The organism is Starkeya sp. ORNL1 (assembly GCF_012971745.1).
GTDB lineage: Bacteria > Pseudomonadota > Alphaproteobacteria > Rhizobiales > Xanthobacteraceae > Ancylobacter.
This window is the reverse complement of the sequence record NZ_CP048834.1, coordinates 1525322-1545561: the sequence shown is the minus strand read 5'-3', so window position 1 is coordinate 1545561 and position 20240 is coordinate 1525322. Positions and strand designations below refer to the sequence as shown.

General features: G+C 67.6%; 20 protein-coding genes. 4 read left to right on the top strand and 16 right to left on the bottom strand.

What is annotated here, in order from left to right:
- Positions 1 to 88 precede the first annotated feature (88 nt).
- Both G3545_RS07520 and G3545_RS07515 read right to left on the bottom strand, forming a co-directional pair.
- Complete coding sequence (locus tag G3545_RS07520; protein WP_170011309.1) at positions 89 to 931, bottom strand: transporter substrate-binding domain-containing protein; 843 nt, start codon at positions 929 to 931, stop codon at positions 89 to 91.
- A 249-nt stretch (positions 932 to 1180) separates the two neighbouring features.
- Positions 1181 to 2116, bottom strand: a complete 936-nt coding sequence (locus tag G3545_RS07515; RefSeq protein WP_246702733.1) for an NAD(P)-dependent oxidoreductase — start codon at positions 2114 to 2116, stop codon at positions 1181 to 1183.
- A gap of 174 nt (positions 2117 to 2290) precedes the next feature.
- Between G3545_RS07515 and G3545_RS07510 the strand changes: the two genes are divergently transcribed.
- Entirely contained in the window at positions 2291 to 2755 is a 465-nt protein-coding gene (locus G3545_RS07510) for an Lrp/AsnC family transcriptional regulator (protein WP_170011307.1), read from the top strand.
- On the opposite strand, the gene G3545_RS07505 is transcribed toward G3545_RS07510, so the two are convergent.
- The 13 genes from G3545_RS07505 to hutI form a co-directional block, all read right to left on the bottom strand.
- Positions 2752 to 3546 carry an amino acid ABC transporter ATP-binding protein gene (locus G3545_RS07505; protein WP_281411710.1) on the bottom strand — a complete coding sequence of 265 codons (795 nt, stop codon included), beginning with the start codon at positions 3544 to 3546 and terminating at the stop codon, positions 2752 to 2754. The genes G3545_RS07510 and G3545_RS07505 overlap by 4 nt on opposite strands.
- 12 nt (positions 3547 to 3558) lie before the next feature.
- Complete coding sequence (locus tag G3545_RS07500) at positions 3559 to 4230, bottom strand: amino acid ABC transporter permease (protein WP_170011305.1); 672 nt, start codon at positions 4228 to 4230, stop codon at positions 3559 to 3561.
- Positions 4227 to 4886 (bottom strand): amino acid ABC transporter permease, encoded by a 660-nt coding sequence (locus tag G3545_RS07495; RefSeq protein ID WP_170011303.1) that lies wholly within the window; start codon positions 4884 to 4886, stop codon positions 4227 to 4229. Before G3545_RS07495 ends, G3545_RS07500 begins: the two co-directional genes overlap by 4 nt.
- Before the next feature lie 276 nt (positions 4887 to 5162).
- Positions 5163 to 6359 carry a hypothetical protein gene (locus G3545_RS07490; RefSeq protein ID WP_170011301.1) on the bottom strand — a complete coding sequence of 399 codons (1197 nt, stop codon included), beginning with the start codon at positions 6357 to 6359 and terminating at the stop codon, positions 5163 to 5165.
- Between the two features lie 93 nt (positions 6360 to 6452).
- A complete protein-coding gene (locus G3545_RS07485) occupies positions 6453 to 7829 on the bottom strand; it encodes an LLM class flavin-dependent oxidoreductase (RefSeq protein ID WP_170011299.1) in 1377 nt (458 codons plus the stop codon).
- Between the two features lie 131 nt (positions 7830 to 7960).
- Positions 7961 to 8605, bottom strand: a complete 645-nt coding sequence (locus G3545_RS07480) for a DUF2076 domain-containing protein (protein ID WP_170011297.1) — start codon at positions 8603 to 8605, stop codon at positions 7961 to 7963.
- Positions 8606 to 8639: 34 nt separating this feature from the next.
- A complete protein-coding gene (locus G3545_RS07475) occupies positions 8640 to 9362 on the bottom strand; it encodes a Bax inhibitor-1/YccA family protein (RefSeq protein WP_170011295.1) in 723 nt (240 codons plus the stop codon).
- A gap of 36 nt (positions 9363 to 9398) precedes the next feature.
- Positions 9399 to 10172, bottom strand: a complete 774-nt coding sequence (locus tag G3545_RS07470; protein WP_170011293.1) for an anti-sigma factor — start codon at positions 10170 to 10172, stop codon at positions 9399 to 9401.
- A complete protein-coding gene (locus G3545_RS07465; RefSeq protein WP_170011292.1) occupies positions 10156 to 10719 on the bottom strand; it encodes a sigma-70 family RNA polymerase sigma factor in 564 nt (187 codons plus the stop codon). The genes G3545_RS07470 and G3545_RS07465 overlap by 17 nt, the downstream gene beginning before the upstream one ends.
- 88 nt (positions 10720 to 10807) lie before the next feature.
- Positions 10808 to 12475 carry a urocanate hydratase gene (gene hutU / locus G3545_RS07460; protein WP_170011291.1) on the bottom strand — a complete coding sequence of 556 codons (1668 nt, stop codon included), beginning with the start codon at positions 12473 to 12475 and terminating at the stop codon, positions 10808 to 10810.
- Positions 12472 to 13299: an N-formylglutamate deformylase gene (gene hutG / locus G3545_RS07455; protein ID WP_170011290.1), complete on the bottom strand. Its 828-nt coding sequence runs from the start codon at positions 13297 to 13299 to the stop codon at positions 12472 to 12474. Before hutG ends, hutU begins: the two co-directional genes overlap by 4 nt.
- Before the next feature lie 154 nt (positions 13300 to 13453).
- The gene (gene hutH, locus G3545_RS07450; protein ID WP_170011289.1) at positions 13454 to 14989 is read right to left on the bottom strand and encodes a histidine ammonia-lyase; all 1536 of its coding nucleotides are present in this window, start codon (positions 14987 to 14989) and stop codon (positions 13454 to 13456) included.
- The gene (hutI, locus tag G3545_RS07445; protein ID WP_206151396.1) at positions 14986 to 16197 is read right to left on the bottom strand and encodes an imidazolonepropionase; all 1212 of its coding nucleotides are present in this window, start codon (positions 16195 to 16197) and stop codon (positions 14986 to 14988) included. Before hutI ends, hutH begins: the two co-directional genes overlap by 4 nt.
- Before the next feature lie 101 nt (positions 16198 to 16298).
- Between hutI and G3545_RS07440 the strand changes: the two genes are divergently transcribed.
- Both G3545_RS07440 and G3545_RS07435 read left to right on the top strand, forming a co-directional pair.
- Positions 16299 to 17642 (top strand): formimidoylglutamate deiminase, encoded by a 1344-nt coding sequence (locus G3545_RS07440; protein ID WP_170017953.1) that lies wholly within the window; start codon positions 16299 to 16301, stop codon positions 17640 to 17642.
- 461 nt (positions 17643 to 18103) lie between these two features.
- A complete protein-coding gene (locus G3545_RS07435; RefSeq protein WP_206151395.1) occupies positions 18104 to 19546 on the top strand; it encodes an amidohydrolase family protein in 1443 nt (480 codons plus the stop codon).
- Between the two features lie 28 nt (positions 19547 to 19574).
- Here G3545_RS07435 and G3545_RS07430 read toward each other — a convergent pair whose 3' ends face one another.
- Positions 19575 to 19835 carry a hypothetical protein gene (locus tag G3545_RS07430; protein ID WP_170011287.1) on the bottom strand — a complete coding sequence of 87 codons (261 nt, stop codon included), beginning with the start codon at positions 19833 to 19835 and terminating at the stop codon, positions 19575 to 19577.
- 127 nt (positions 19836 to 19962) lie between these two features.
- Here G3545_RS07430 and G3545_RS07425 point away from each other — a divergent pair, with 127 nt between their 5' ends.
- Complete coding sequence (locus tag G3545_RS07425) at positions 19963 to 20193, top strand: hypothetical protein (protein WP_206151394.1); 231 nt, start codon at positions 19963 to 19965, stop codon at positions 20191 to 20193.
- Positions 20194 to 20240: the final 47 nt, after the last annotated feature.

Genomic DNA, 20240 nt, shown 5'->3' with positions numbered 1-20240 from the left:
CCATGACGGACTCCGATGCACTGTCCGGAATCGAGATCCCCGGCACAAGGCCGGGGATGACGGTTGTTGTTGCAGGTCCGCAGCAGAATCAGAAGCTGGCTTCGGTCACCAGGTCGGGGGTCTTCATCTCGGTGCCGAACCACTTCTTCTGCAAGGCGGCGAGGCGGCCATCGTGCTTGGTCTTGATGATGGCGGCGTCGATGGCGTCCATCAGCGATTTGGCGTCCGCGGACTTCGAGCCGATATAGCCGAAATACACCGGCGCGCCGAAGGGCGGCTCCACCACTTCGAACACGTCCGGCTTCTGCTTGGCGAGGAAGGCGATGTTCGGCAGCGAGTTGGCCACCGCGACGATGCGGCCGGCGCCGAGATCGGCATAGGATTGGCTGAAGTCGACATATTCCTGGATGGTCGGCGGCGTCGGCAGCGTCTTGGCGAACTCCTGGAGCTGCGCCAGCTGGGCGGTGGCCTTGCCGCTGCCGACCTTCTTGCCGGCGATGTCGGCGGGCTTGGTGATGGAGGCGTCGCCTTTCTTCTTCAGGATTGCGACGGTGGCGTCGGCGATCGGCGAGGAGAAGCGGTAGCGCTCCATGCGCGCCTTGGTGATGGTGGCGGGGCCGGCGACCATGTCGAACTTGCCGGCCTCGAGGCCCGGCAGCACGCTCGGCCACGGCAGGTCGAGGAAGGTGACCTTTACGCCGAGCTCCTTGCCGATCTCCGCGAACAGCTCCTTGTTGAGGCCGGCCTGCTTGCCGTCCTCGACGAAGTCGAACGGCGCGAACTGCAGCTCGGTGCCGACGGTGAGCTCGCCCTTGGCCTTTACCTTGGCGAGCAGGTCTTCGGCATGGGCGGCGCCGGACAGCGCGAGCGTGGCGGCAAGGCCGAGCGCGGCAGCGCGCAGGACGGCGACACGCCGGGTGACGATGTGCATTGGTCTCTCCTGTTCCCCGTTCCGATGCTTTCCGGAGGGGGACCGGAGCATCCTTTTGAAACGCCGATTAAGTATAGACATAAGCCTTTTATCGACGCAACGCGACGCGTGCCCCTTCTTTAAGCGAGGTCAGGAAGCGGACGCCGGCGTATTTCGGATCGGGGCAGGCAACAACTACGCAAGACTTGCCTGAAGGCGGCTCATCGCTTCGGCAAGCACCCCATCCGCATGCCGCGCTCCACCAGCGCGTCAATGTCCAGAGCGTGATTGCGGGCGCGCGTTCGGCCGTGGCTGCGCGGTCGCACCGCGAATACGGGCGGTGTCGGCCTCTATCGCCCGCACCACACTCGCCATGTCCGCGCGGGGATCGCCGAGTTCGACAGCGCGGCCGTAGAGTGTGCTGCTCAGGTCCAGCAGCGGGGTGGCCATCGCCGCCTTGCGGGCCGCGTCGGCGATGAGCCGGGTGCTGGCGAAGGCATCGCTCACCGCGGCCTGCACGGAGAAATCCCGCTGGATCAGCTTGGGCAGCTTGACGCGGGTCAGGTCGCTGGCCAGCGGGCCGGCATCGATCGCCTGCTTGAATTTATCGAGCGGCAGCCCGTTCTCGCTGGCGAAATGGACGGCTTCCGCCAGTCCCGCCAGCATGGTGTTGAGATAGAGATTGACGGCGAGCTTCATGCGCAGCGCGTTGCCCACCGGTCCACAATCGATGACCTCCCGGCACATGTGGCGAAGCATCGGGCTCACGCGGGCGACGTCGGCGGGACCGCCACCCGCCATGCAGACAAGCTGGGCGTCCTCGGCCGGCTTGCGGGATCCCGAGACCGGCGCTTCAACATAGAGGCCGCCGGCATCGCCAATGTCCCGGGCGAGCGCACAGGAATAGTCGGGCGACACCGAACTCATGCTGACTATGGTGCGGCCGCGGATGTTCGAGGCGAAATCGCTCGTGCCGCGCCCGAGGACCTCGTCGATCGCCTCGCTGTTCACCAGCATGATGATCGTGACCTCGACCGCGCGCAGGACCTCGCCCGCGGTGGCGGCGGTTGTCACATTGCTCGCCTCGAGCGCACGGTATTTTTCCGGTGACCTGTTCCAGACGCGCAGCCTGGCGCCTGCGGCGGCGAGATTGCGCGCCATCGGCAATCCCATGACGCCCAAACCGATGAAGCCGATCTCGTTCAACGCGGCATCCTCTCGACCATTGACGTCAGTCGAATTTATGCCGCGGGGTACGCAATTTGCGCCCAAACTTGCCCCATTAAGCGCCAAGTTTGGTATCCTAAGCTAGAGGCGGGGAAAAGCTTGGCATTTTATGCCAGCGCCTCGCAGCTTCGCCGCAAGGGTTCGTGAGCCGACATGCCGAGAGCCATTGACGAGATCGACCGGCGGATACTTCGCGCCCTGCAGCACAACAGCCGCATCAACAATATCGAGCTTGCTGAGAAGGTCGGGCTCTCACCCTCGCCATGTCTGCGACGCGTGAGGATGCTGGAGGAGAGCGGCGCGATCGATCGCTATGTGGCGATCCTCAACCCGGCGGCGCTGGGTTTCGGAATGACCATATTCGCGCGGGTCTGGCTGGCCGGCCAGGACACCGAAACCGTGGATCACTTCACCTCCGAGGTGCGCAAGCTGCCGGAAGTGGTGGAGTGCCATTTGATGGCCGGGGATTGCGACTTCCTGCTTCGCATCGTGGCCAAGGACATCGACGCCTATCGGCAGTTCCAGACGCGGCATTTGTCCAACATCCGCGGCGTGCAGAGCGTCAAGACCGAGATCCCCATGCAGCAGATCAAGTCGTCGACCGAGCTGCCGCTTTAGGCGGTCTGCCAGAACACGTTGCGCTCGAAATAGTTCTGCAGGAACTGGCGCAGCCGCGGGTTCTCGTCGCGGCGGAACACCTGCTCCGGCGAGCCCGACACCGCGATCACGCCGCGATCGATGAACACCACCTTGTCGGCGACCTGCGCGGCAAAGCCCATCTCGTGAGTGACGACGGCCATGGTCATGCCTTCGCGGGCGAGGTCGCGCATCACCTGCAGCACCTCGCCGACCAGTTCGGGATCGAGCGCCGAGGTCGGCTCGTCGAACAGCATGATGTGCGGTTCCATGGCGAGCGCGCGGGCGATGCCGACGCGCTGCTGCTGGCCCCCGGACAACTGGCTCGGATAGACGTCGGCCCGCGCGGCGAGGCCCACCTTCTCCAGCATGGCCCGGGCGCGCTTGGCCGCATCCTCGCGGGGAATGCCGCGGGCAAGGCGCAGCGGCGCGGCGACATTCTCCAGCGCCGTCATGTGCGGCCACAGATTGAACTGCTGGAACACGAAGCCGATATTGCGGCGGACCCGCGCGATCTCGGCATCCGAGGCGGGCACGCGCTTGCCGCCTTCCAGCGAGAAGCCGAGCAACTCGCGCTCGATATAGATCTCGCCCTCGCTATAGGCCTCCAGGAAGGCGATGCAGCGCAGCAGCGTCGACTTGCCGGAGCCGGACGGCCCGATGATGCAGGTGACCTCGGACTTGCTGATGCTGAGATCGATGCCCTTCAGCACCTCATGGGTGCCGAAGCGCTTCCACACCTTGCGGACATCGATGATCGGATTGGTGCTCATGATCTGGTCCGGTCAGTGCTGGAGGCGCAGGGTGAAGCGGCCGACACGCTTTTCGAGCCGCCGCGCCAGCGAGGTGACGATCTCCAGGAACGCCCAGTAGACCAGCGCGAGGAACAACAGTGTCTCGGCAAAGGCGAAGGTGGTGGAGCCGATCGACTGCACCACCGAGGTCAACTCGTTCACGGTGATGACCGAGAGCACGGCGGTCTCCTTCGACAGCAGCACCGTCATGTTGGCGAGCGCCGGCAGGATGATGACCAGCATTTGCGGCAATTGGACGTGGCGGATGATGTCGAGCTTCGAGATGCCCATCATCTCCGCGGCCTCGATCTGGCCGGGCGGCACCGAGAGGAAGCCGGCGCGGAAGATCTCGGAGAAATAGGCGCCGCCATAGAGCGCCAGCCCGGCAATGCCGGCGGTCAGCGGCGTCAGATCGAGCCCGAAGGAAGGACCGCCATAATAGATGATGAAGAGCTGGATCAGGAACGGCGTGCCGCGCATCAGCGCCACATAGAAGGTAAGCGGCGCGGCGACGAAGCGGTTGGTGAAGAGCTGCAGCACCGCCACCACCAGCCCGATGACCAGGCCGAATGCCGTGCCGATCACCCAGATCAGGATGGTCAGCGCCATGCCGTCGAGTATGTCGCGCCAATTGTCGAGCAGGATGGCGGGATGGAAGGTCATGCCGCCTTCTCCACGTCGAAGCGCCGCTCCACAGCCGTGCCGAGCAGTGAGATCACGCCATTGATGATGAAATAGATGATGCCCGCCGTGGCGTAGATCTCCAGCGGCTGGAAGGTCGAGGTCGCGATGTTCTGGGCCAGCCGGGTCAGCTCCAGCACGCCGACCACCGAGATCAGCGAGGAGGCCTTCACCATCATCGTGGTCTCGTTGACCAGCGAAGGCAGCGTCAGGCGCACCGCCAGCGGCACCTGGATGCGGGTGAGGATCTGCGCATGCGACAGGCCCACCATGCGCGCCGCCTCGATCAGCCCGGGCGGGATGCCGAGGAAGCCGCCGCGCAGGATCTCGGCATTATAGGCCCCGGTGCACAACGCCAGCGTGCCGACCGCGGCGAGCGAGGAGGGCACGTTCACCCCGATCAGCGGCAGGCAGTAATAGGCGATGAGCAATTGCACCAGTAGCGGCACCCCGCGAAAGAAGCTGACGTAAAAAGCGGTAATCCGGCGCATCACCGGCGAGCGCGACAGGCCGGCCGCGCACATCAGCGTGCCGATGCAGAAGCCGATGGCAACCGAGGAGAGCGAATAGACCACCGTCCAGATCGATGCTTCCAGCAGCATCGGCAGCGATTTGAGGACGATGGCGGTGTTGAACATGCGTTTCCCTATGCCCGCCGCCAGCGTTGCAATTTGCCCGCCAAGCCCGTCGCTGCATGGGGCGCGGTGGCAGGGCGGCTCTCTAGCATGGGTGAATATGTATAGACAATATTGGTGCGGCCTCGCATCTGTGCCCACCCAACAACCTCATCCCGAGGTGCGAGCATAGCGAGCCTCGAAGGATGTTGAAGCGGAAGACGATCATCGGGGGGCATCCTTCGAGGCCCGGCTGACGCCGGGCACCTCACGATGAGGTGGTTCTTGCGGTCCTCGCGCTCACGGCGTCGCCGGGACGCCGAGCTGGTCGAGCGAGAAGCTGATGCCGCGCACCGAGCCCTTGCCGCTCACGATGGTGTCGATGCGGGCAGTGATGATGCCGGCGTAGCCCGATGGCCGTACCTGCGCCTTGAAGATGTCGCCGAATGCCTTGAGGCGGGACGCCTCGTCCGTCGGCCGGTTGGGCGCGTCGTCGGGGAAGAGCTCGGCATAGCGGGCGATGGCGCGGTTCACGCTGCCAACGCCGCTATTGGCCATGCGGTCGAAGACGAGGAGCCGTCCGCGCTCGCTGGCGAAGCCTGCGGTTCGCGCCAGCGCCGTCGCCTGCGCATAGGCGTCGAGCACGCTCCCCTGATAGGCGATCCAGAACTCTGGGATTTCCGCGAGCCGCCTGCTCACGCGCCGCACGTCGGCTTCATTGATGCCGCCACCGCCCAGCAGCGTGCGGGCCGCCGTGGCATCGTCGCCGAACAGGTGTTCGATGGCGCCGGGGCTGCCATCAAGCCGCTTCAGCACCGGCGTCAGCCACCCCGGTGCCATGGCGCCGACACATCCGACCGCCAGCGAGCGCCCGCCGCTGATGCCGCCGGGGACGATCGCCAGGCGACGCGCACAGTCCGTGGTGCCGGTTTCGAACAGCCCGACCACCGCCACCGCCCGGTCGAGTTCGGGGAGGGCGTTCGAATTGACCCCAGCCGCGGGATTGTCGACGGCGCGGGCGGCACGGCCGGACAGCAGCAGATCGGCACTGGGCTCGCTCGTCGACGGTGCGGTGGCCGGCGCATCGGTGCGGCGCAGGCCCATCCTGGTCCCTTCGTCGTCCTTGCCGATCAAGGCGAGGCTGTACGTGGCGCCGTCAACCGCCCACAATTCGCCGGTGCCGGCTTTCAGCCCCTCGCCTTGCCAGGCCACGACGTAGCGCACATTCACCGGCACGTTGAGCCGGGCATCCGCATTGCGCCGCGCCTGGCCGACCAGCAGCGCCCGATTGGCGTTCGCGGGATCCGCGACGATGACGTCGACGACCGTATCGAGCGCCGGATCGAGCTTGACGGTGACCGTGGTCGTGGTCGTGAAATAGGGGGCCAGATAGGGTCCGAGCCGTTTGGCGGCGAAGGTCAGGATCGCGTCGGTCTGCGACACGACCAGCGCGATCGCCGCCAGCGCGCCGCCCACCCATGCAAGCCATTGCTTCATCGCCTGCCCCCCAGGACGATCCGCGCGCCGACCGCTCGCTATGCGCGCACTATGGCATCGCGCAGGCTGGGAAGATACTCGGCGTGAGCCGCGCTATGACGCCGCCTCGCGCGGCGCCTGGCTTTGGCGGCGGGCCTGCGCATAACGGTTCTCCGGCATGGACAATCCCATGTTCGCCCGGAGCGTCGTGCCCTCATATTCCTCGCGGAACAGCCCGCGGCGGCGCAGCTCCGGCACGACCAGCTCGACGAAATCCTCCAGTGCGGAGGGCAGCGTCGGGAACATCAGGATGAAGCCGTCGGCGGCGCGGGCCTCGAACCACTCCTCCATGAAGTCGGCGACCTGGGCCGGCGTGCCGGTGATGCCGTTTCCAGTGTGCTTCTCGCCGAACAGCCGGATCAGCTCGCCCACCGTGTGGCCCTTCATGACGAAGTCGGTCAGTTCGTCGAACAGCGCCTTGGAGCCCTTCGGCGCGGCGGGCAGGCGATCCCTGGGGAATGGCTGGTCGAGCGGCACGCCGGAGAGGTCGGCCTCCAGGAATTCGGCGAGCATCTGCCGGCCGACATCGGGGTGCAACTGGTCGAGCAGGAAGTCGACCTTGGCGCGCGCCTCGGCCTCGGTGCGCCCGACATTGATGACGACGCCCGGCATCACCTTCAACTCGTCCGGCTGGCGGCCGAACTTCGCCATGCGCCCTTTCAGCGTGGCGTAAAAGTCGCGGCTACGCTGGAGATTGGAAGCGAGCGAGAACACCATCTCGGCGGTCTCGGCCGCAAGCTCGATGCCAGCCTCCGAGCCGCCGGCCTGCGCGATCACCGGCCGGCCCTGCGGCGAGGCGGCGATGTTGAGCGGGCCGCGCACCTGGAAATGCGGGCCCTTGTGGTTCAGCGTGTGCAGCTTGTCCTTGTCGTAATAGACGCCGCTCTCGCGATCGAGCAGCAGCGCGTCACGCTCGAAGCTGTCCCACAGCCCGAACACCACATCGACGAATTCCTTGCCGCGCTCATAGCGCAGAGCGTGCGGGTCGAGCCCCTCGCGGTTGAAATTGTAGCCGGTCTCGTCATGGTCCGAGGTGACGACGTTCCAGCAGCCGCGCCCGCCGCTGAGGTGGTCGATCGAGGCGAAGATGCGCGCGAGATTGTAGGGCTCGTAATAGGAGGTCGAGGCGGTGGCGACCAGGCCGAGCCGCGAGGTGGTGGCGGCCAGCGCCGCCAGCAGGGTAAGCGGCTCGAAGCGGTTCATCTTGGTCGGCAGCCGGCACAGCGCTTCGGGGTCGCCGACGGCGCTGGCGGGGGAATCCGCCATGAACATGAAGTCGAATTTCGCGGCTTCCGAGATCTGCGCCACCTTCAGGAGATGGGCGAAATCATTGGCGCCGTTGACGTCGCTCGCAGGATGCAGCCAGCCCGCCGGATTATAGCCGAAGGTGTAGACGAAAGTGCCGAGCTTCAGCTTGTCCTGACGCGCCATGTAACGTCCTCCTCAGTGCGAGGACGATCTTATTTGTCTAGACTTAATTGTCGAGCGCCGGCGCGCGGCGCCCACAATTGCCGGGCGGAGGGCCGGCCCGTGCCGGCCCTCCGCCTCGTGATGAAGATCGATCAGTTCTCTTCGTCGCCGCCGAACCAGCCGTCGAAGAAGCCGCCTTCCTCCTCGGCCGCCGCCGGTTCCTGCGGCTGCTGCGCTGGGGCGGGCTCTGCCGCCGCCGGTTCTGCCGCCTTGGCTTCGCCTCCGCCGAACATGCCGCCCAGCGCATTGCCGAGCATTACGCCGCCGGCAACGCCCATCGCGGTCTGCGCGGCGCCGGCGAGGAAGCCGCCGCCACGGCCCGGCTGGGCCATCGCGCCCGGCGCCATCTGCATGCCGCCCGCAGGGCCGCCCATCTGCGGCGCGCCCATCGGCACGTCACGTGCCAGGGGGGTGCGGCCGGAGGTCGGCACTGAGGAACGCCGCGGCGCGCTCTGGCCGCCGCCGAACATTCCCGACAGGAAGCCGCCGCCGGCGGCCGGACGCTCGTCCGCCTCCTGCTGCTGCTGTTCGAGCTGCTGGATGCGCGCCTGCGCCTGCTGCAGCGCGTAGTCCTGCATCACAATCGTCTGGGCCATGAAATAGGGCGCTCCCGGCTGCTGGGAGATGCGCTCGCGAATGAAGCCCTCGGCCTGCGCATCGCGCGCAGCCGCCTGGCGCTCCACCTCGCCGAGGCGCGAGAACAGCCCCTCAATGGCCTGGCGATCCTGGTTTTCCATTCTCATAGTGCTCCGATTGTCGCGTGGGATAGGCTCATTCCCGCTCGCCGGTGAAATTCAGCAGCAGCTGGAAGATGTTGATGAAGTTCAGATAGAGCGAGAAGGCGCCGAACACGGCGAGCTTCTGCTGGGATTCGGCGTCGAAATTGTCGGCGTACTGTTCCTTGATGGACTGGGTGTCCCAGGCGGTCAGGCCGACAAAGACCAGGATGCCGACCACCGAGACGATGAACTGCAGCATGGTCGAGCCGAGGAAGATGTTGACCACGCTGGCGATCACCACGCCGATCAGGCCCATCATCAGGAACGAGCCGAACTGCGAGAGGTCGCGCTTGGTGGTGTAGCCATAGAGGCTGGTCGCACCGAACATCGTGGCCGCGATGAAGAAGGTGCGGGCGATGCTGGTGCCGGTGAAGACCAGGAAGATGGAGGCCATGGACAGCCCCATCACCGCGCAGAACGCCCAGAACATCGCCTGCGCCCCGCTCGCCGACATGGACTGCATGCGGAACGAGAAGAGCAGCACGAAGGCCAGCGGCGCCAGCATCACCACCCACTTCAACGGGGTGGAGAAGATCGGCACATAGAGCGCCGGCGTGCTGCCGACGAAAAAGGCGACCGCGCCGGTGAGCACCAGCCCGAGGCCCATATAATTATAGACCCGCAGCATATGCCGGCGCAGGCCCTCGTCGAACTGGGCCTGGTCGAGGTGGCCGGCGACGCTCTTCAAGCCGTAGCCGTAATTCGGCGTGTTCATGTCCGTTCTCCTCCGGGGATGTTCAGTAAAGCGACGTCAATAGAGGGACTTGGCTAGGCCGGTCGCGGCCTTGTCGAGCTCGCGGGAATCCGCCTTCGCCACCAGCGCGTAGGCCACCTCGCCGATCTGCCAGTAGGCGGCGGCGAGCTCGTCGCGCGCGACCAGGGTCGCGGGCACGACGTCGAAGCTGCCGGGGCGCACCGCGAACAGCGAAACCGTGCCGAACTGCGCCGTGCGGATGGCCATCTCCACGCTCGGCCCGAAGGCGGACGGGAAGACCTGCACGTCCGTCACCTCCCAGTTCGCCGGCAAGGCGGGGAGCTGGATCGCGGTGGCCGCCCGGATCTCGGCGGGATCGTAGTCGCGCACCGCGGGCTGCGAGTGCATGGCGGCGCGCACCAGCGTGGTGCGATGGGCCATGACCGCCTCGGAGACGTAGGACGGCGGCAGGCTCGAGGCCACCACCTCGCTGACGCCGAACGGCCCGGAATAGGCATGGGCCAGCCAGCCGGCTCCGACCAGGAAGGCAATCGCGGCGGCCCGGCGGAGCTGCGACACCAGCCGACCGCGCGAGAGCCCGCTCTCCAGCCGGCGGGCGGCATCCGTGGTGGTGGCGTCGCGCAGCGCGGTGGTCTCGGCCAAGGCGAGGCGGAGTTCATCGCGCACCCGCAGGTGCGCCATGACGCGGGTCGCCTCGGCCGGGTGACGGCTCAGATAGGCCTCGACATCGATACGCCGCGCCACGGCGAGCTGATCGTCGACATAGGCCTGCAGATCGTCTTCGGAGACGGGGTCAGGAAGATGGTTCATCCGAACCTCCGACGATTTTCAGGTGGCTGGGACGCGGCGGGGCGTCGGATCGGGAGCGGCCCTCGGCCTCTTCGAGCGCGCGCAGCGTGGCGCGCGCCCGCGCCAGCCGCGACATCAGCGTGCCGGAGGGAATGCCGAGGGCATTGGCGGCCTCGGCGTAGCTCAGGCCCTCGATGGCAACGAGATGCAGCGCTGAACGCTGTTCGTCCGGCAGATCGAGGAAGGCGCGGCGCACGTCGGCGAGCCGCACATGATGTTCCTGCGCCGGGCCTTCCGCGCCGGGCGCCAGTTCGGCAGCGTGGAGCACGCGCTTCGCCTCCGCCCGCTTTGCCCGGCCGCCGTCGATGAAGGCATTGTGGAGGATCGAGAGCAGCCAGACCCGGATGTTGCGCGACGTGTCGAACCCGGCGCGCCGCTCATAGGCGCGGACCAGCGTGTCCTGCACGAGGTCCTCGGCATCATGCTCGTCGCGCGTCAGCGAGCGCGCATAGCGGCGCAGCGCCGACAACTGGCCGATGACATCAAAGCTGGGCTTCTGCGACCTCATGAAACGTATACGGGGCTGGCGACCGCGTTAGTCCAGCCTCGTCGAAGAAATTATTGCGGGTCCTGTCCCGCCCGTCCCGCCCGCGAGATCAGGCCAATATCCCCGGCAGATCGAGCTGGTGCTCGCGCGCGCAGTCGATCGCAACCTGGTAGCCCGCATCGGCGTGGCGCATCACCCCGGTCGCCGGGTCGTTCCACAGCACCCGGGCGATGCGGGCATCGGCGTCGGCGGTGCCGTCGCAGCAGATCACCATGCCCGCATGCTGCGAGAACCCCATGCCGACGCCGCCGCCATGATGCAGCGACACCCAGGTCGCGCCCGAGGCGGTGTTCAGCAGGGCGTTGAGCAGCGGCCAGTCGGAGACGGCGTCGGAGCCGTCCTGCATCGCCTCGGTCTCGCGGTTCGGCGAGGCCACCGAGCCGGAATCGAGATGATCGCGGCCGATCACGATCGGCGCCTTCAGTTCGCCGGTCCGCACCATCTCGTTGAAGGCGAGGCCGAGCCGGTGGCGGTCGCCGAGCCCGACCCAGCAGATGCGCGCTGGCAAGCCTTGGAACTTGATGCGCTCGCGCGCCATGTCGAGCCAGTTGTGCAGATGCGCATTGTCCGGGATCAGCTCCTTCACCTTGGCGTCGGTGCGGGCGATGTCCTCGGGATCGCCGGACAGCGCCGCCCAGCGGAACGGGCCGATGCCGCGGCAGAACAGCGGGCGGATATAGGCCGGCACGAAGCCGGGGAAGTCGAAGGCGTTGGTCACGCCTTCCTCCAGCGCCATCTGGCGGATGTTGTTGCCGTAATCCACGGTGGGGATGCCGGCATGGTGGAAGTCGAGCATCGCCTTCACATGCACCGCCATCGAGGCCTTCGCTGCCTTGGCGACGCCCTTGGGATCGGAGGCGCGGCGATCCTCCCATTCGGCTAGCGTCCAGCCGGCGGGCAGATAGCCGTTCACCGGGTCATGCGCCGAGGTCTGGTCGGTCACCACGTCCGGCTTCACGCCGCGGCGCACCAGTTCCGGCAGCACTTCGGCGGTGTTGCCGAGCAGGCCGACCGAGAGCGGCTTGCCCTGCGCGCAGGACTGTTCGATCAGCCGCAGCGCCTCGTCGAGGTCGGTGGTGTGGGTGTCGAGGTAGCCGGTGCGCAGCCGGAACTCGATGCTCGACGGCCGGCATTCCACCGCGAGGCACGAGGCGCCGGCCATGGTCGCGGCCAGCGGCTGCGCGCCGCCCATGCCGCCGAGCCCGCCGGTGAGGATCCATTTGCCCTTGAGGCTGCCGCGGAAATGCTGGCGGCCCATCTCCACGAAGGTCTCGTAGGTGCCCTGAACGATGCCCTGCGCGCCGATATAGATCCAGGAGCCGGCGGTCATCTGGCCGTACATGGCCAGGCCCTTTCTATCCAGCTCGTTGAAGTGCTCCCAGGTCGCCCAGTGCGGCACCAGGTTGGAATTGGCGATCAGCACCCGCGGCGCATCCTTGTGGGTGCGGAACACCCCGACCGGCTTGCCGGACTGCACCAGCAGCGTCTGGTCGGCCTCCAGCGTCTTGAGCGTGGCGACGATGCGGTCGAAGCTCTCCCAGTCGCGGGCGGCGCGGCCGATGCCGCCATAGACCACCAGCTCGCCCGGCCGCTCGGCGACGTCGGGATCGAGATTGTTCATCAGCATGCGCATCGGCGCCTCGGTGAGCCAGCTCTTGGCCGAAAGCTCCGTGCCGCGGGCGGCGCGGATGACGCGGTTGTTGTCGATGCGGGTCATGAGCTTTTCCCTTCCGAGCGGGCGAAGGCGAGGCAGGCCTTGAAGATGTCGATGAGGGCGGCGCGCAGCGGCGCTGCATATTCGGGATCGTACGGCGTCGGCCAGTCCGGCTCGTTCACCGGGCCGAGCGGCTCGCGCATATAGCCGCGGCAGGCGAGTTCCATCTGCACGGCGTGGATGCCATCCGCCGGTTGGCCGTAATGCCGGGTGATGTAGCCGCCCTTGAAGCGGCCATTGCTGACGCGACTGAGCCCGCTGGCGTCACAGATCGCCTCGATCTGCGCCTGCAAGGCGGGGGCGCAGGTCACGCCGACATTGGTGCCGATGTTGAAGTGCGGCAGCGTTCCCTCGAACAGCCGTGGGACTACCGAGCGGATCGAGTGGCAATCATACAGCACCACCGTGCCGTGGACCGCGCGGGCATGGTCGAGCTCGGCTTTGAGCGCGGCGTGGTAGGGCTCGAACCAGCGCGCCTTGCGCGCGGCGATGTCCGGCGCCCGGCCCTCGATGTAGAGCGGCTCGCCGTCGAAGGTGGTGGTCGGGCAGAGCTCGGTGGTCGCCTGTCCCGGATAGAGCGAGACGCCCGAGGGGTCGCGGTTCACGTCGATGGCGGTACGCGAGACGCTGGTGCGCACCGTGGTGGCGCCGAGATCGGCGGCGAAGTCGTATAGCCGCTCGATCCACCAGTCGCAATCCTTGCGCGCCAGCCAAGGCGAGACGAGGTCGCCGGCGATCTCGTCGGGGATCTCGGTGCCGGTGTGCGGCAGGCTGACGACGAGCGGCGCGGTGCCGCGATGGATGTGGATGAAGGAGGGGAGGGTCATGCCGCTGCTCCTTCTTCCCCACACATCACTCCAACCCTCATCCCCGGGCTTGACCCGGGGATCCAGCCTCCCCGCATGCACCCGGTCCAAGTCTGGATCCCCGGGTCACGCCCGGGGATGAGGGTGGTTAGGGTATGACCACAAGGCATCCCCATCACTCCCCGCTGATGTTCGGCAGCAGGCCGCCCGCCAGGCCGGCCACCGCGCCGGAGCGCACCAGAGCGTTCGCTGCCTCCATGTCGGGGGCGAAATGCCGGTCGTCGTCGAGATGCGGCACCTGCGCCCGCAGCATCCGGCGCACCTGCTCCAGCACCGCGCTCGACGCCAGCGGCGCGTGGAAATCGCAGCCCTGCGCGGCGGCGAGCAACTCGATGCCGACCACGCACACCGCATTCTCCACCATGCCGGCGAGGCGCCGCGCGCCGTGCGCGGCCATCGAGACATGGTCCTCCTGGTTGGCCGAGGTGGGGATGGAATCGACGCTTGCCGGATAGGCCCGCTGCTTGTTCTCCGAGACCAGCGCGGCGGCGGTGACCTGCGGGATCATGAAGCCGGAATTCAGCCCTGGCTTCGGCGTGAGGAAGGCCGGCATGCCCGACAGCGCGGGATCGACCAGCATGGCGATGCGCCGCTCGCTCAGCGAGCCGATCTCGCACACCGCGAGCGCGATCATGTCGGCGGCGAACGCCACCGGCTCGGCGTGGAAATTGCCGCCGGACAGCGCCTCGCCGGTGTCCGGGAAGATCAGCGGATTGTCGGAAACGCCGTTGGCCTCGGTCTCCAGCGTCGCTGCCGCCTGCCGCAGCAGGTCGAGCGCCGCGCCCATCACTTGCGGCTGGCAGCGCAGGCAATAGGGATCCTGCACCCGCTCGTCGCCGATGAGGTGCGAGGCGCGGATCGCCGAGCCGGCCATGAGGCTGCGCAGCGCGTGCGCTGTCTCGATCTGGCCGCGATGCTTGCGCAGCGCATGGATGCGCGGGTCGAACGGCGCGTCTGAGCCGCGGGCGGCGTCGGTGGAAAGCGCGCCGGTCACCAGCGCCGAGCGGAACAGGTTCTCCGCTTCGAACAGGCCGGCCAGCGCATTGGCGGTGGAGAATTGCGTGCCGTTGAGCAGCGCCAGCCCTTCCTTGGGGCCGAGCGCAAGCGGTGTCAGCCCGGCATCCGCCAGCGCGATATCCGCCGGGACCCGCGCCCCATCGACGAAGATCTCGCCGACGCCGATCATGGTCGCCGTCATGTGCGCCAGCGGGGCGAGATCGCCGGATGCGCCGACCGAGCCTTGCGACGGCACCATCGGGGTGAGGCCGCGCTCCAGGAAGGCTTCCAGCATGGCGATGGTGGCGGGCGCGACGCCGGAGGCGCCTTGCGCGAGGCTGGCGAGCTTCAGCGCCATCATCAGCCGCACGATCGGATGCGGCATCGGCTCGCCGACGCCGGCGGCATGCGAGAGCACGATATTGCGCTGGAGCGTGGCGAGGTCCGCGGCGGGGATGCGCACGCTGGCGAGCTTGCCGAAGCCGGTATTGATGCCATAGACCGGCTCGCCCTTGGCGACGATGGCGGCGACCGCTTCCGCCGCCCGCGCGATCGCCGGCCGGCAGGCCGGATCGAGCGCGAGGCCGGCGCCGCGATAGATGGCGCGCCACTGCGCGAGCGATACCGCGCCGGGCGTCAGGACCACAAACTTCATCGACCCCTCCAGACCCGCCGGTGGAGCGGGTTGAATCCCATGCGATAGACCAGCTCGGCTGGGCGCTCGATGTCCCAGATGGCGAGGTCGCAGCTCTTGCCGGCTTCCAGCGTGCCGATCTCATCGAGCCGGCCGAGCGCACGCGCCGCCTCGCGGGTGACACCGGCGAGGCATTCCTCGACGGTCATGCGGAACAGCGTCGCGCCCATGTTCAGCGTCAGCAGCAGCGAGGTGAGGGGGGAGGTCCCGGGATTGCAGTCGGTCGCCAGCGCCATCGGCACGCCATGGGCACGGAACAGCGCCACCGGCGGCACCTTGGTCTCGCGAATGAAGTAATAGGCGCCCGGCAGCAGCACCGCGACGGTGCCGGCCTGCGCCATGGCCGCGGCGCCGTGCTCGTCGGTGTGCTCCAGATGGTCCGCCGACAGCGCGCCGAAGCGGGCGGCCAGGGCGGCGCCATGGAGGTTCGAGAGCTGGTCGGCATGCAGCTTCACCGGCAGCCCGAGCGCTTTCGCCGCCTCGAACACGCGCGCGACCTGCTCCGGCGAGAAGGCAAGGCCCTCGCAGAAGGCATCGACCGCGTCGGCCAGACCCTCGCCGGCGACCGCCGGCAGCATGTCGTCGATGACGCTCGCGATGTAGGCGTCCTTGTCGCCATCGGCTTCCGGCGGCAGCGCGTGGGCGCCGAGGAAGGTGGTCGCCACGGAGACCGGGCGACGGGCGGCCAGCGCCCGCGCGGCGCGCAGGCTTTTCAGCTCGGCGTCGGTCGAAAGCCCGTAGCCCGACTTCACCTCGATGGTGGTGACGCCTTCCGCCAGCAGCGCATCGAGCCGCGGCAGCGCGCTGGCGACGAGGTCCGCTTCGCTTGCCGCCCGCGTCGCCTTCATGGTGGAGACGATGCCGCCCCCGGCATGGGCGATCTCCTCATAGGAGGCGCCGGCGAGCCGCAGCTCGAATTCGTGGGCGCGGTCGCCGCCGAAAATGAGATGGGTGTGGCAGTCGATCAGGCCGGGAGTGATCCAGCGGCCCTCGCAATCGATGATCTCGTCGGCCTCGAGGCCCGTCGCCTCAGGCGCGCTGCCGGCGAAGACGATGCGCCCGTCGCGGGCGGCGATGACGCCGTCCTCGACAATGCCGAGCCCGCTTTTCGAAGGGGCGAGCGTGGCCAGTCTCGCCCCGCGCCACAGCCGGTCGCAACGCATTTGCATGCCTTCGCGCTCGCGCGGCGCATTGGCAGCCGCGGCAATAATGTCTATACATAAAGCGCAGCCGTGAGGCTTGTCCAGAGCAGATGGGAAAGCCCGTGACCATGATGCGCCTGTGGTTCGAACGCGCCTTGCTGCCCACCGGCTGGGCGGACGCGGTGACGGTGGAAATCGCGAACGGCCTTGTCGCCGGGATCGCCGCCGGGACCGATTCCGCGGACGCGGACGAGCGCTACACCGTCGCCATTCCCGGCCTGCCGAACCTGCACAGCCACGCCTTCCAGCGCGCCATGGCCGGCCTCACCGAAGTGCGCGGCCCGGTAGGCGACAGCTTCTGGACCTGGCGCGAGCAGATGTACCGCACGCTCGACCGGCTCGATCCCGACGACATGGAGGCCATCGCCAACATGGCCTATGTCGAGATGCTGGAAGCCGGCTTCACCCGCGTCGGCGAATTCCATTATGTGCATCACGACCGTGACGGCTCGCATTATGCCGATATCGGCGAACTCGCCGGGCGCATGGCCGCCGCCGCCGCCAGCACCGGCATCGGGCTGACGCTGCTGCCGGTGTTCTATGCCCACGGCAATTTCGGCGGCCAGCCGCCCAATAACGGCCAGCGCCGCTTCATCAACGACCCCGAGAGCTTCGCCCGGCTGATGGAAGCGAGCGCCCGCGCCTTGCTCGGCTTGCCGGACGCCGTGCTCGGCCTCGCCCCGCACAGCCTGCGCGCCGCCACGGCCGAGGAGATCGCCGCCATCGTGCCGCTGGCACAGGGTGGCCCGCTGCACATCCATGTCGCCGAACAGACCAGGGAGGTCGATGACTGCCTCGCCTGGTGCGGACGGCGGCCGGTCGAACTGCTGTTCGAGACGACGGAGGTTGGCGAGCGCTGGTGCCTGATCCACGCCACCCACATGACCCATGCCGAGACGGTGCGGCTGGCGCACAGCGGCGCGGTGGCGGGCCTGTGCCCGATCACCGAGGCCAATCTCGGCGACGGCATCTTCCCGGCGGATGCGTTCGTGGGCGCGGGCGGGCGCTACGGCGTCGGCTCGGATTCCAATGTGCTCATCGATGCCGCGAGCGAACTGCGCATGCTGGAATATTCGCAGCGCCTGGCACGCCGTGCCCGCAACGTGATGGCGATGGCGGAAGGGCGCTCGACCGGCACGGCGCTGTTCGATGCCGCGCTCGCCGGTGGCGCGCAGGCGCTCGGCGCCCCCTCGGGCATCGCCGTGGGCAATGCCGCCGACATGGTCAGCCTCGACGCCGAACTGGTCGGCGAGAACGCCGCCGCGCTCGACCGCTGGATCTTCGCGACGCCGCGCCCCGCCATCGATTGCGTCTGGCGGCGCGGCGAACGGCTGGTCGAGCGCGGCGTCCACCGCGACCGTGACCGCGTCACCTGGCGCTTCGCCAAGCTGCTGGACGATCTGGCAGCGTGAAGGGCTGACTCCAATACAGCCATCTCATCCTGAGGTGCCGCCGTAGGCGGCCTCGAAGGATGCTGAAGCAGAGGGATGGCCATCTGCGCGAGCATCCTTCGAGGCTCGGGCGTTGCCCGAGCACCTCAGAGGCTGACCGAAAACTCCAATTTGCCCTCATCCCCGGGCTTGACCCGGGGATCCAGCCCCTCCGCATGCACCCGGTTGAAGTCTGGATCCCCGGGTCAAGCCCGGGGATGAGGGTGGAAAGGGGCTCCTCTCAACGGATACGTCGAATTTCGAGTCAGGCTCTCAGGATGAGGTGGCTGTATTTGAGAAAATGGCGTCCCGGTCCTCGCTCCTCACACCAAGCGTGATTTGACGCAAACGATTGCATGACTACTCTGCCGCCCCGACGGAAGCGCGCCAAAGCGTCCGTCAGGCAAAGGCCGGTGGGCCAACCACCAGGGGCGGAGGAAACCGTGACGTCCAATTCCATCAATCGCCGCAACGTGCTCATCGGCGCGACGGCACTTACCGCCGCCGCTGCGACAGCCGGCCGAGCCGCAGCACAGGCAAATGCCGGCGCTGCCGCGCCGGCGGCTGCGCTCCCCGCCCGCGGCGAGTTCGTCATCCGCGGCGCCAATGTGCTGACCATGGACCCGGCGCTGGGCGACCTCGCCGTGGGCGACGTCTATGTGCGTGATGGCGCCATCATCGCGGTGGCGGCGAATGTCGACGCGCCCAGCGCCGAGGTGATCGATGGCGCCGGCATGATCTGCATGCCCGGCTTCGTCGAGACCCACTGGCATCTGTGGACCAGCTCCTGCCGGCCGGTGGTGCGCGAGGACAATCCCAAGCTCGGCTACTTCCCGGTGACGGCGACGCTCGGCACCTTCTACCAGCCGGAGCATTCCTATCGCGCGGTGAAGCATGGCCTCGCCGAGGCGCTCTATGCGGGCATCACCACCACCCACAATTGGGCGCACAATGTGAGGAGCCCCGCGCACGCCGATGCCGAATTGCGGGCGATGCGCGATGTCGGCATACGCGGCCGCTTCTCCTATGGCACGCCGCAGGGCTATGCCAATGAACTGCCGATGGACAGCCCGGACCTCGCCCGCGTGAAGAAGGAGTGGCTGCCCGACAATCCGCTGCTCACGCTCGGCATCTGCTCGCGCAACATCGGCGGCGGCACCAGTCCCGGCCGCGGTCTCATAACTACCGATATGGCGAAGCGCGACTGGGGCGCGGCCCGCGATCTCGGCCTGCCCATCACCATGCACACCTCGTCCGCCAGCCCGATCAAGCTGCTCGAAGAGGCCGGGCTGCTGGGGTCGGACGTGCAACTGGTGCATGCGCTGCTGACCACGCCGGAGGAGCGCCAGATCCTGGCCGCGCGCGGCACCAGCTACTCGACCGCGCCGCAGGGCGAGTCGCGCCGGGCCTCGAAGGTCGGCGAGATCCAGCTCGGCGAGCTGCTCGATGCCGGCGTCAAGGTCAGCATGTCGATCGACCACATCGCCAATTCCAATTGCGACTGCTTCAGCTGCATGCGCACGCTGTATTCGCTGTACCAGCACCGCATGCCCGACCCGAGCAAGCTCACCACCAGGCGCCTAGTCCAGCTCGCCACCATCGATGGCGCAATCGCCCTTGGCCTCGACAAGCAGGTGGGCAGCCTGACGCCGGGCAAGCGGGCCGACATCATCCTGATCCGCACCAGCGATCCAAACATGGCGCTGATGGGCGATCCCTATGATGCGCTGGTGAACCTTGCCCAGCCCGGCAATGTCGATCTCGTGGTGGTGGACGGCCGCATCCTGCGCCGCGCCGGCGCCTATACCGCGCTCGACTATAAGCAGGTCATTGCCGACTCCGGCCAGACCGCAAGCGAACTGCGCGCACTGGCGAAATGGATGTAGCCGGAGAGCGGTGATTGGTGGAGGCGGATCAGGCTGCGCGATGCGCTTGCAGATAGCGCTCGAGCTGCTCGGTCGCCTCCGCAATGTCTTCCGGCCAGCCGGATTGCGCGGCACGCAGCAGCGTCTGCACCGTGTCGAGCACGCTCGGATCATCGGCAGGGGAGGCCGACGCCTCGATATAGTCGGAGGCCTCGCCGATGGTCTCCAACACGCGGATCTGCCCCTGCGCATCGGCGGGCACCTCGATGGGGCGGGCAAGTGCCGGGCAATAATTGCAGCGTGTGACCATGATGCGGCTTAACGCGTGACGGTGACAATCGTTGCATCGACGTCGACCGGGAACATCGGTCGCGCCGGCCGGAACGCTGCCCGTCCCGGCGCGTTCTCCCCAGCGAAATCAACGGTGGAGCGCAGCTATGACGGTTCGTCTGTTCCCGGTCATGACGGTGGCGGCAACGATGGGGGCCCTGCTGTGGATGCACAATAACCGGCGCATCGAGGAAGAGGGCCGGGTCGGCGGGGCCGCCGGCCCGCGCGAGACGCGCAATGCCGGTCCCGAGGAGATGCAGAGCCCGCCGGCGACCTGGGACAAGGTCGATGAGGCCGGCGACGAGTCCTTCCCCGCCAGCGACCCGCCCGCCTACTGAAAGGCAGCTGCGTAACGCCAGATCGCGCTTGTTCCGCATTTGTTCTC

What these genes read in the sequence shown, in the direction of transcription:
- G3545_RS07510 (WP_170011307.1), top strand. Translation starts at nt 2,291, where the DNA reads ATGCCGAGAGCCATTGACGAGATCGACCGGCGGATACTTCGCGCCCTG.
- hutU (WP_170011291.1), bottom strand. Translation starts at nt 12,475, where the DNA reads ATGACCCGCATCGACAACAACCGCGTCATCCGCGCCGCCCGCGGCACG.
- G3545_RS07475 (WP_170011295.1), bottom strand. Translation starts at nt 9,362, where the DNA reads ATGAACACGCCGAATTACGGCTACGGCTTGAAGAGCGTCGCCGGCCAC.
- hutI (WP_206151396.1), bottom strand. Translation starts at nt 16,197, where the DNA reads ATGCAAATGCGTTGCGACCGGCTGTGGCGCGGGGCGAGACTGGCCACG.
- G3545_RS07480 (WP_170011297.1), bottom strand. Translation starts at nt 8,605, where the DNA reads ATGGAAAACCAGGATCGCCAGGCCATTGAGGGGCTGTTCTCGCGCCTC.
- G3545_RS07500 (WP_170011305.1), bottom strand. Translation starts at nt 4,230, where the DNA reads ATGACCTTCCATCCCGCCATCCTGCTCGACAATTGGCGCGACATACTC.
- G3545_RS07430 (WP_170011287.1), bottom strand. Translation starts at nt 19,835, where the DNA reads ATGGTCACACGCTGCAATTATTGCCCGGCACTTGCCCGCCCCATCGAG.
- G3545_RS07495 (WP_170011303.1), bottom strand. Translation starts at nt 4,886, where the DNA reads ATGTTCAACACCGCCATCGTCCTCAAATCGCTGCCGATGCTGCTGGAA.
- hutH (WP_170011289.1), bottom strand. Translation starts at nt 14,989, where the DNA reads ATGAAGTTTGTGGTCCTGACGCCCGGCGCGGTATCGCTCGCGCAGTGG.
- G3545_RS07465 (WP_170011292.1), bottom strand. Translation starts at nt 10,719, where the DNA reads ATGAGGTCGCAGAAGCCCAGCTTTGATGTCATCGGCCAGTTGTCGGCG.
- G3545_RS07505 (WP_281411710.1), bottom strand. Translation starts at nt 3,546, where the DNA reads ATGAGCACCAATCCGATCATCGATGTCCGCAAGGTGTGGAAGCGCTTC.
- G3545_RS07520 (WP_170011309.1), bottom strand. Translation starts at nt 931, where the DNA reads ATGCACATCGTCACCCGGCGTGTCGCCGTCCTGCGCGCTGCCGCGCTC.
- G3545_RS07470 (WP_170011293.1), bottom strand. Translation starts at nt 10,172, where the DNA reads ATGAACCATCTTCCTGACCCCGTCTCCGAAGACGATCTGCAGGCCTAT.
- G3545_RS07425 (WP_206151394.1), top strand. Translation starts at nt 19,963, where the DNA reads ATGACGGTTCGTCTGTTCCCGGTCATGACGGTGGCGGCAACGATGGGG.
- G3545_RS07490 (WP_170011301.1), bottom strand. Translation starts at nt 6,359, where the DNA reads ATGAAGCAATGGCTTGCATGGGTGGGCGGCGCGCTGGCGGCGATCGCG.
- hutG (WP_170011290.1), bottom strand. Translation starts at nt 13,299, where the DNA reads ATGACCCTCCCCTCCTTCATCCACATCCATCGCGGCACCGCGCCGCTC.
- G3545_RS07440 (WP_170017953.1), top strand. Translation starts at nt 16,299, where the DNA reads ATGATGCGCCTGTGGTTCGAACGCGCCTTGCTGCCCACCGGCTGGGCG.
- G3545_RS07485 (WP_170011299.1), bottom strand. Translation starts at nt 7,829, where the DNA reads ATGGCGCGTCAGGACAAGCTGAAGCTCGGCACTTTCGTCTACACCTTC.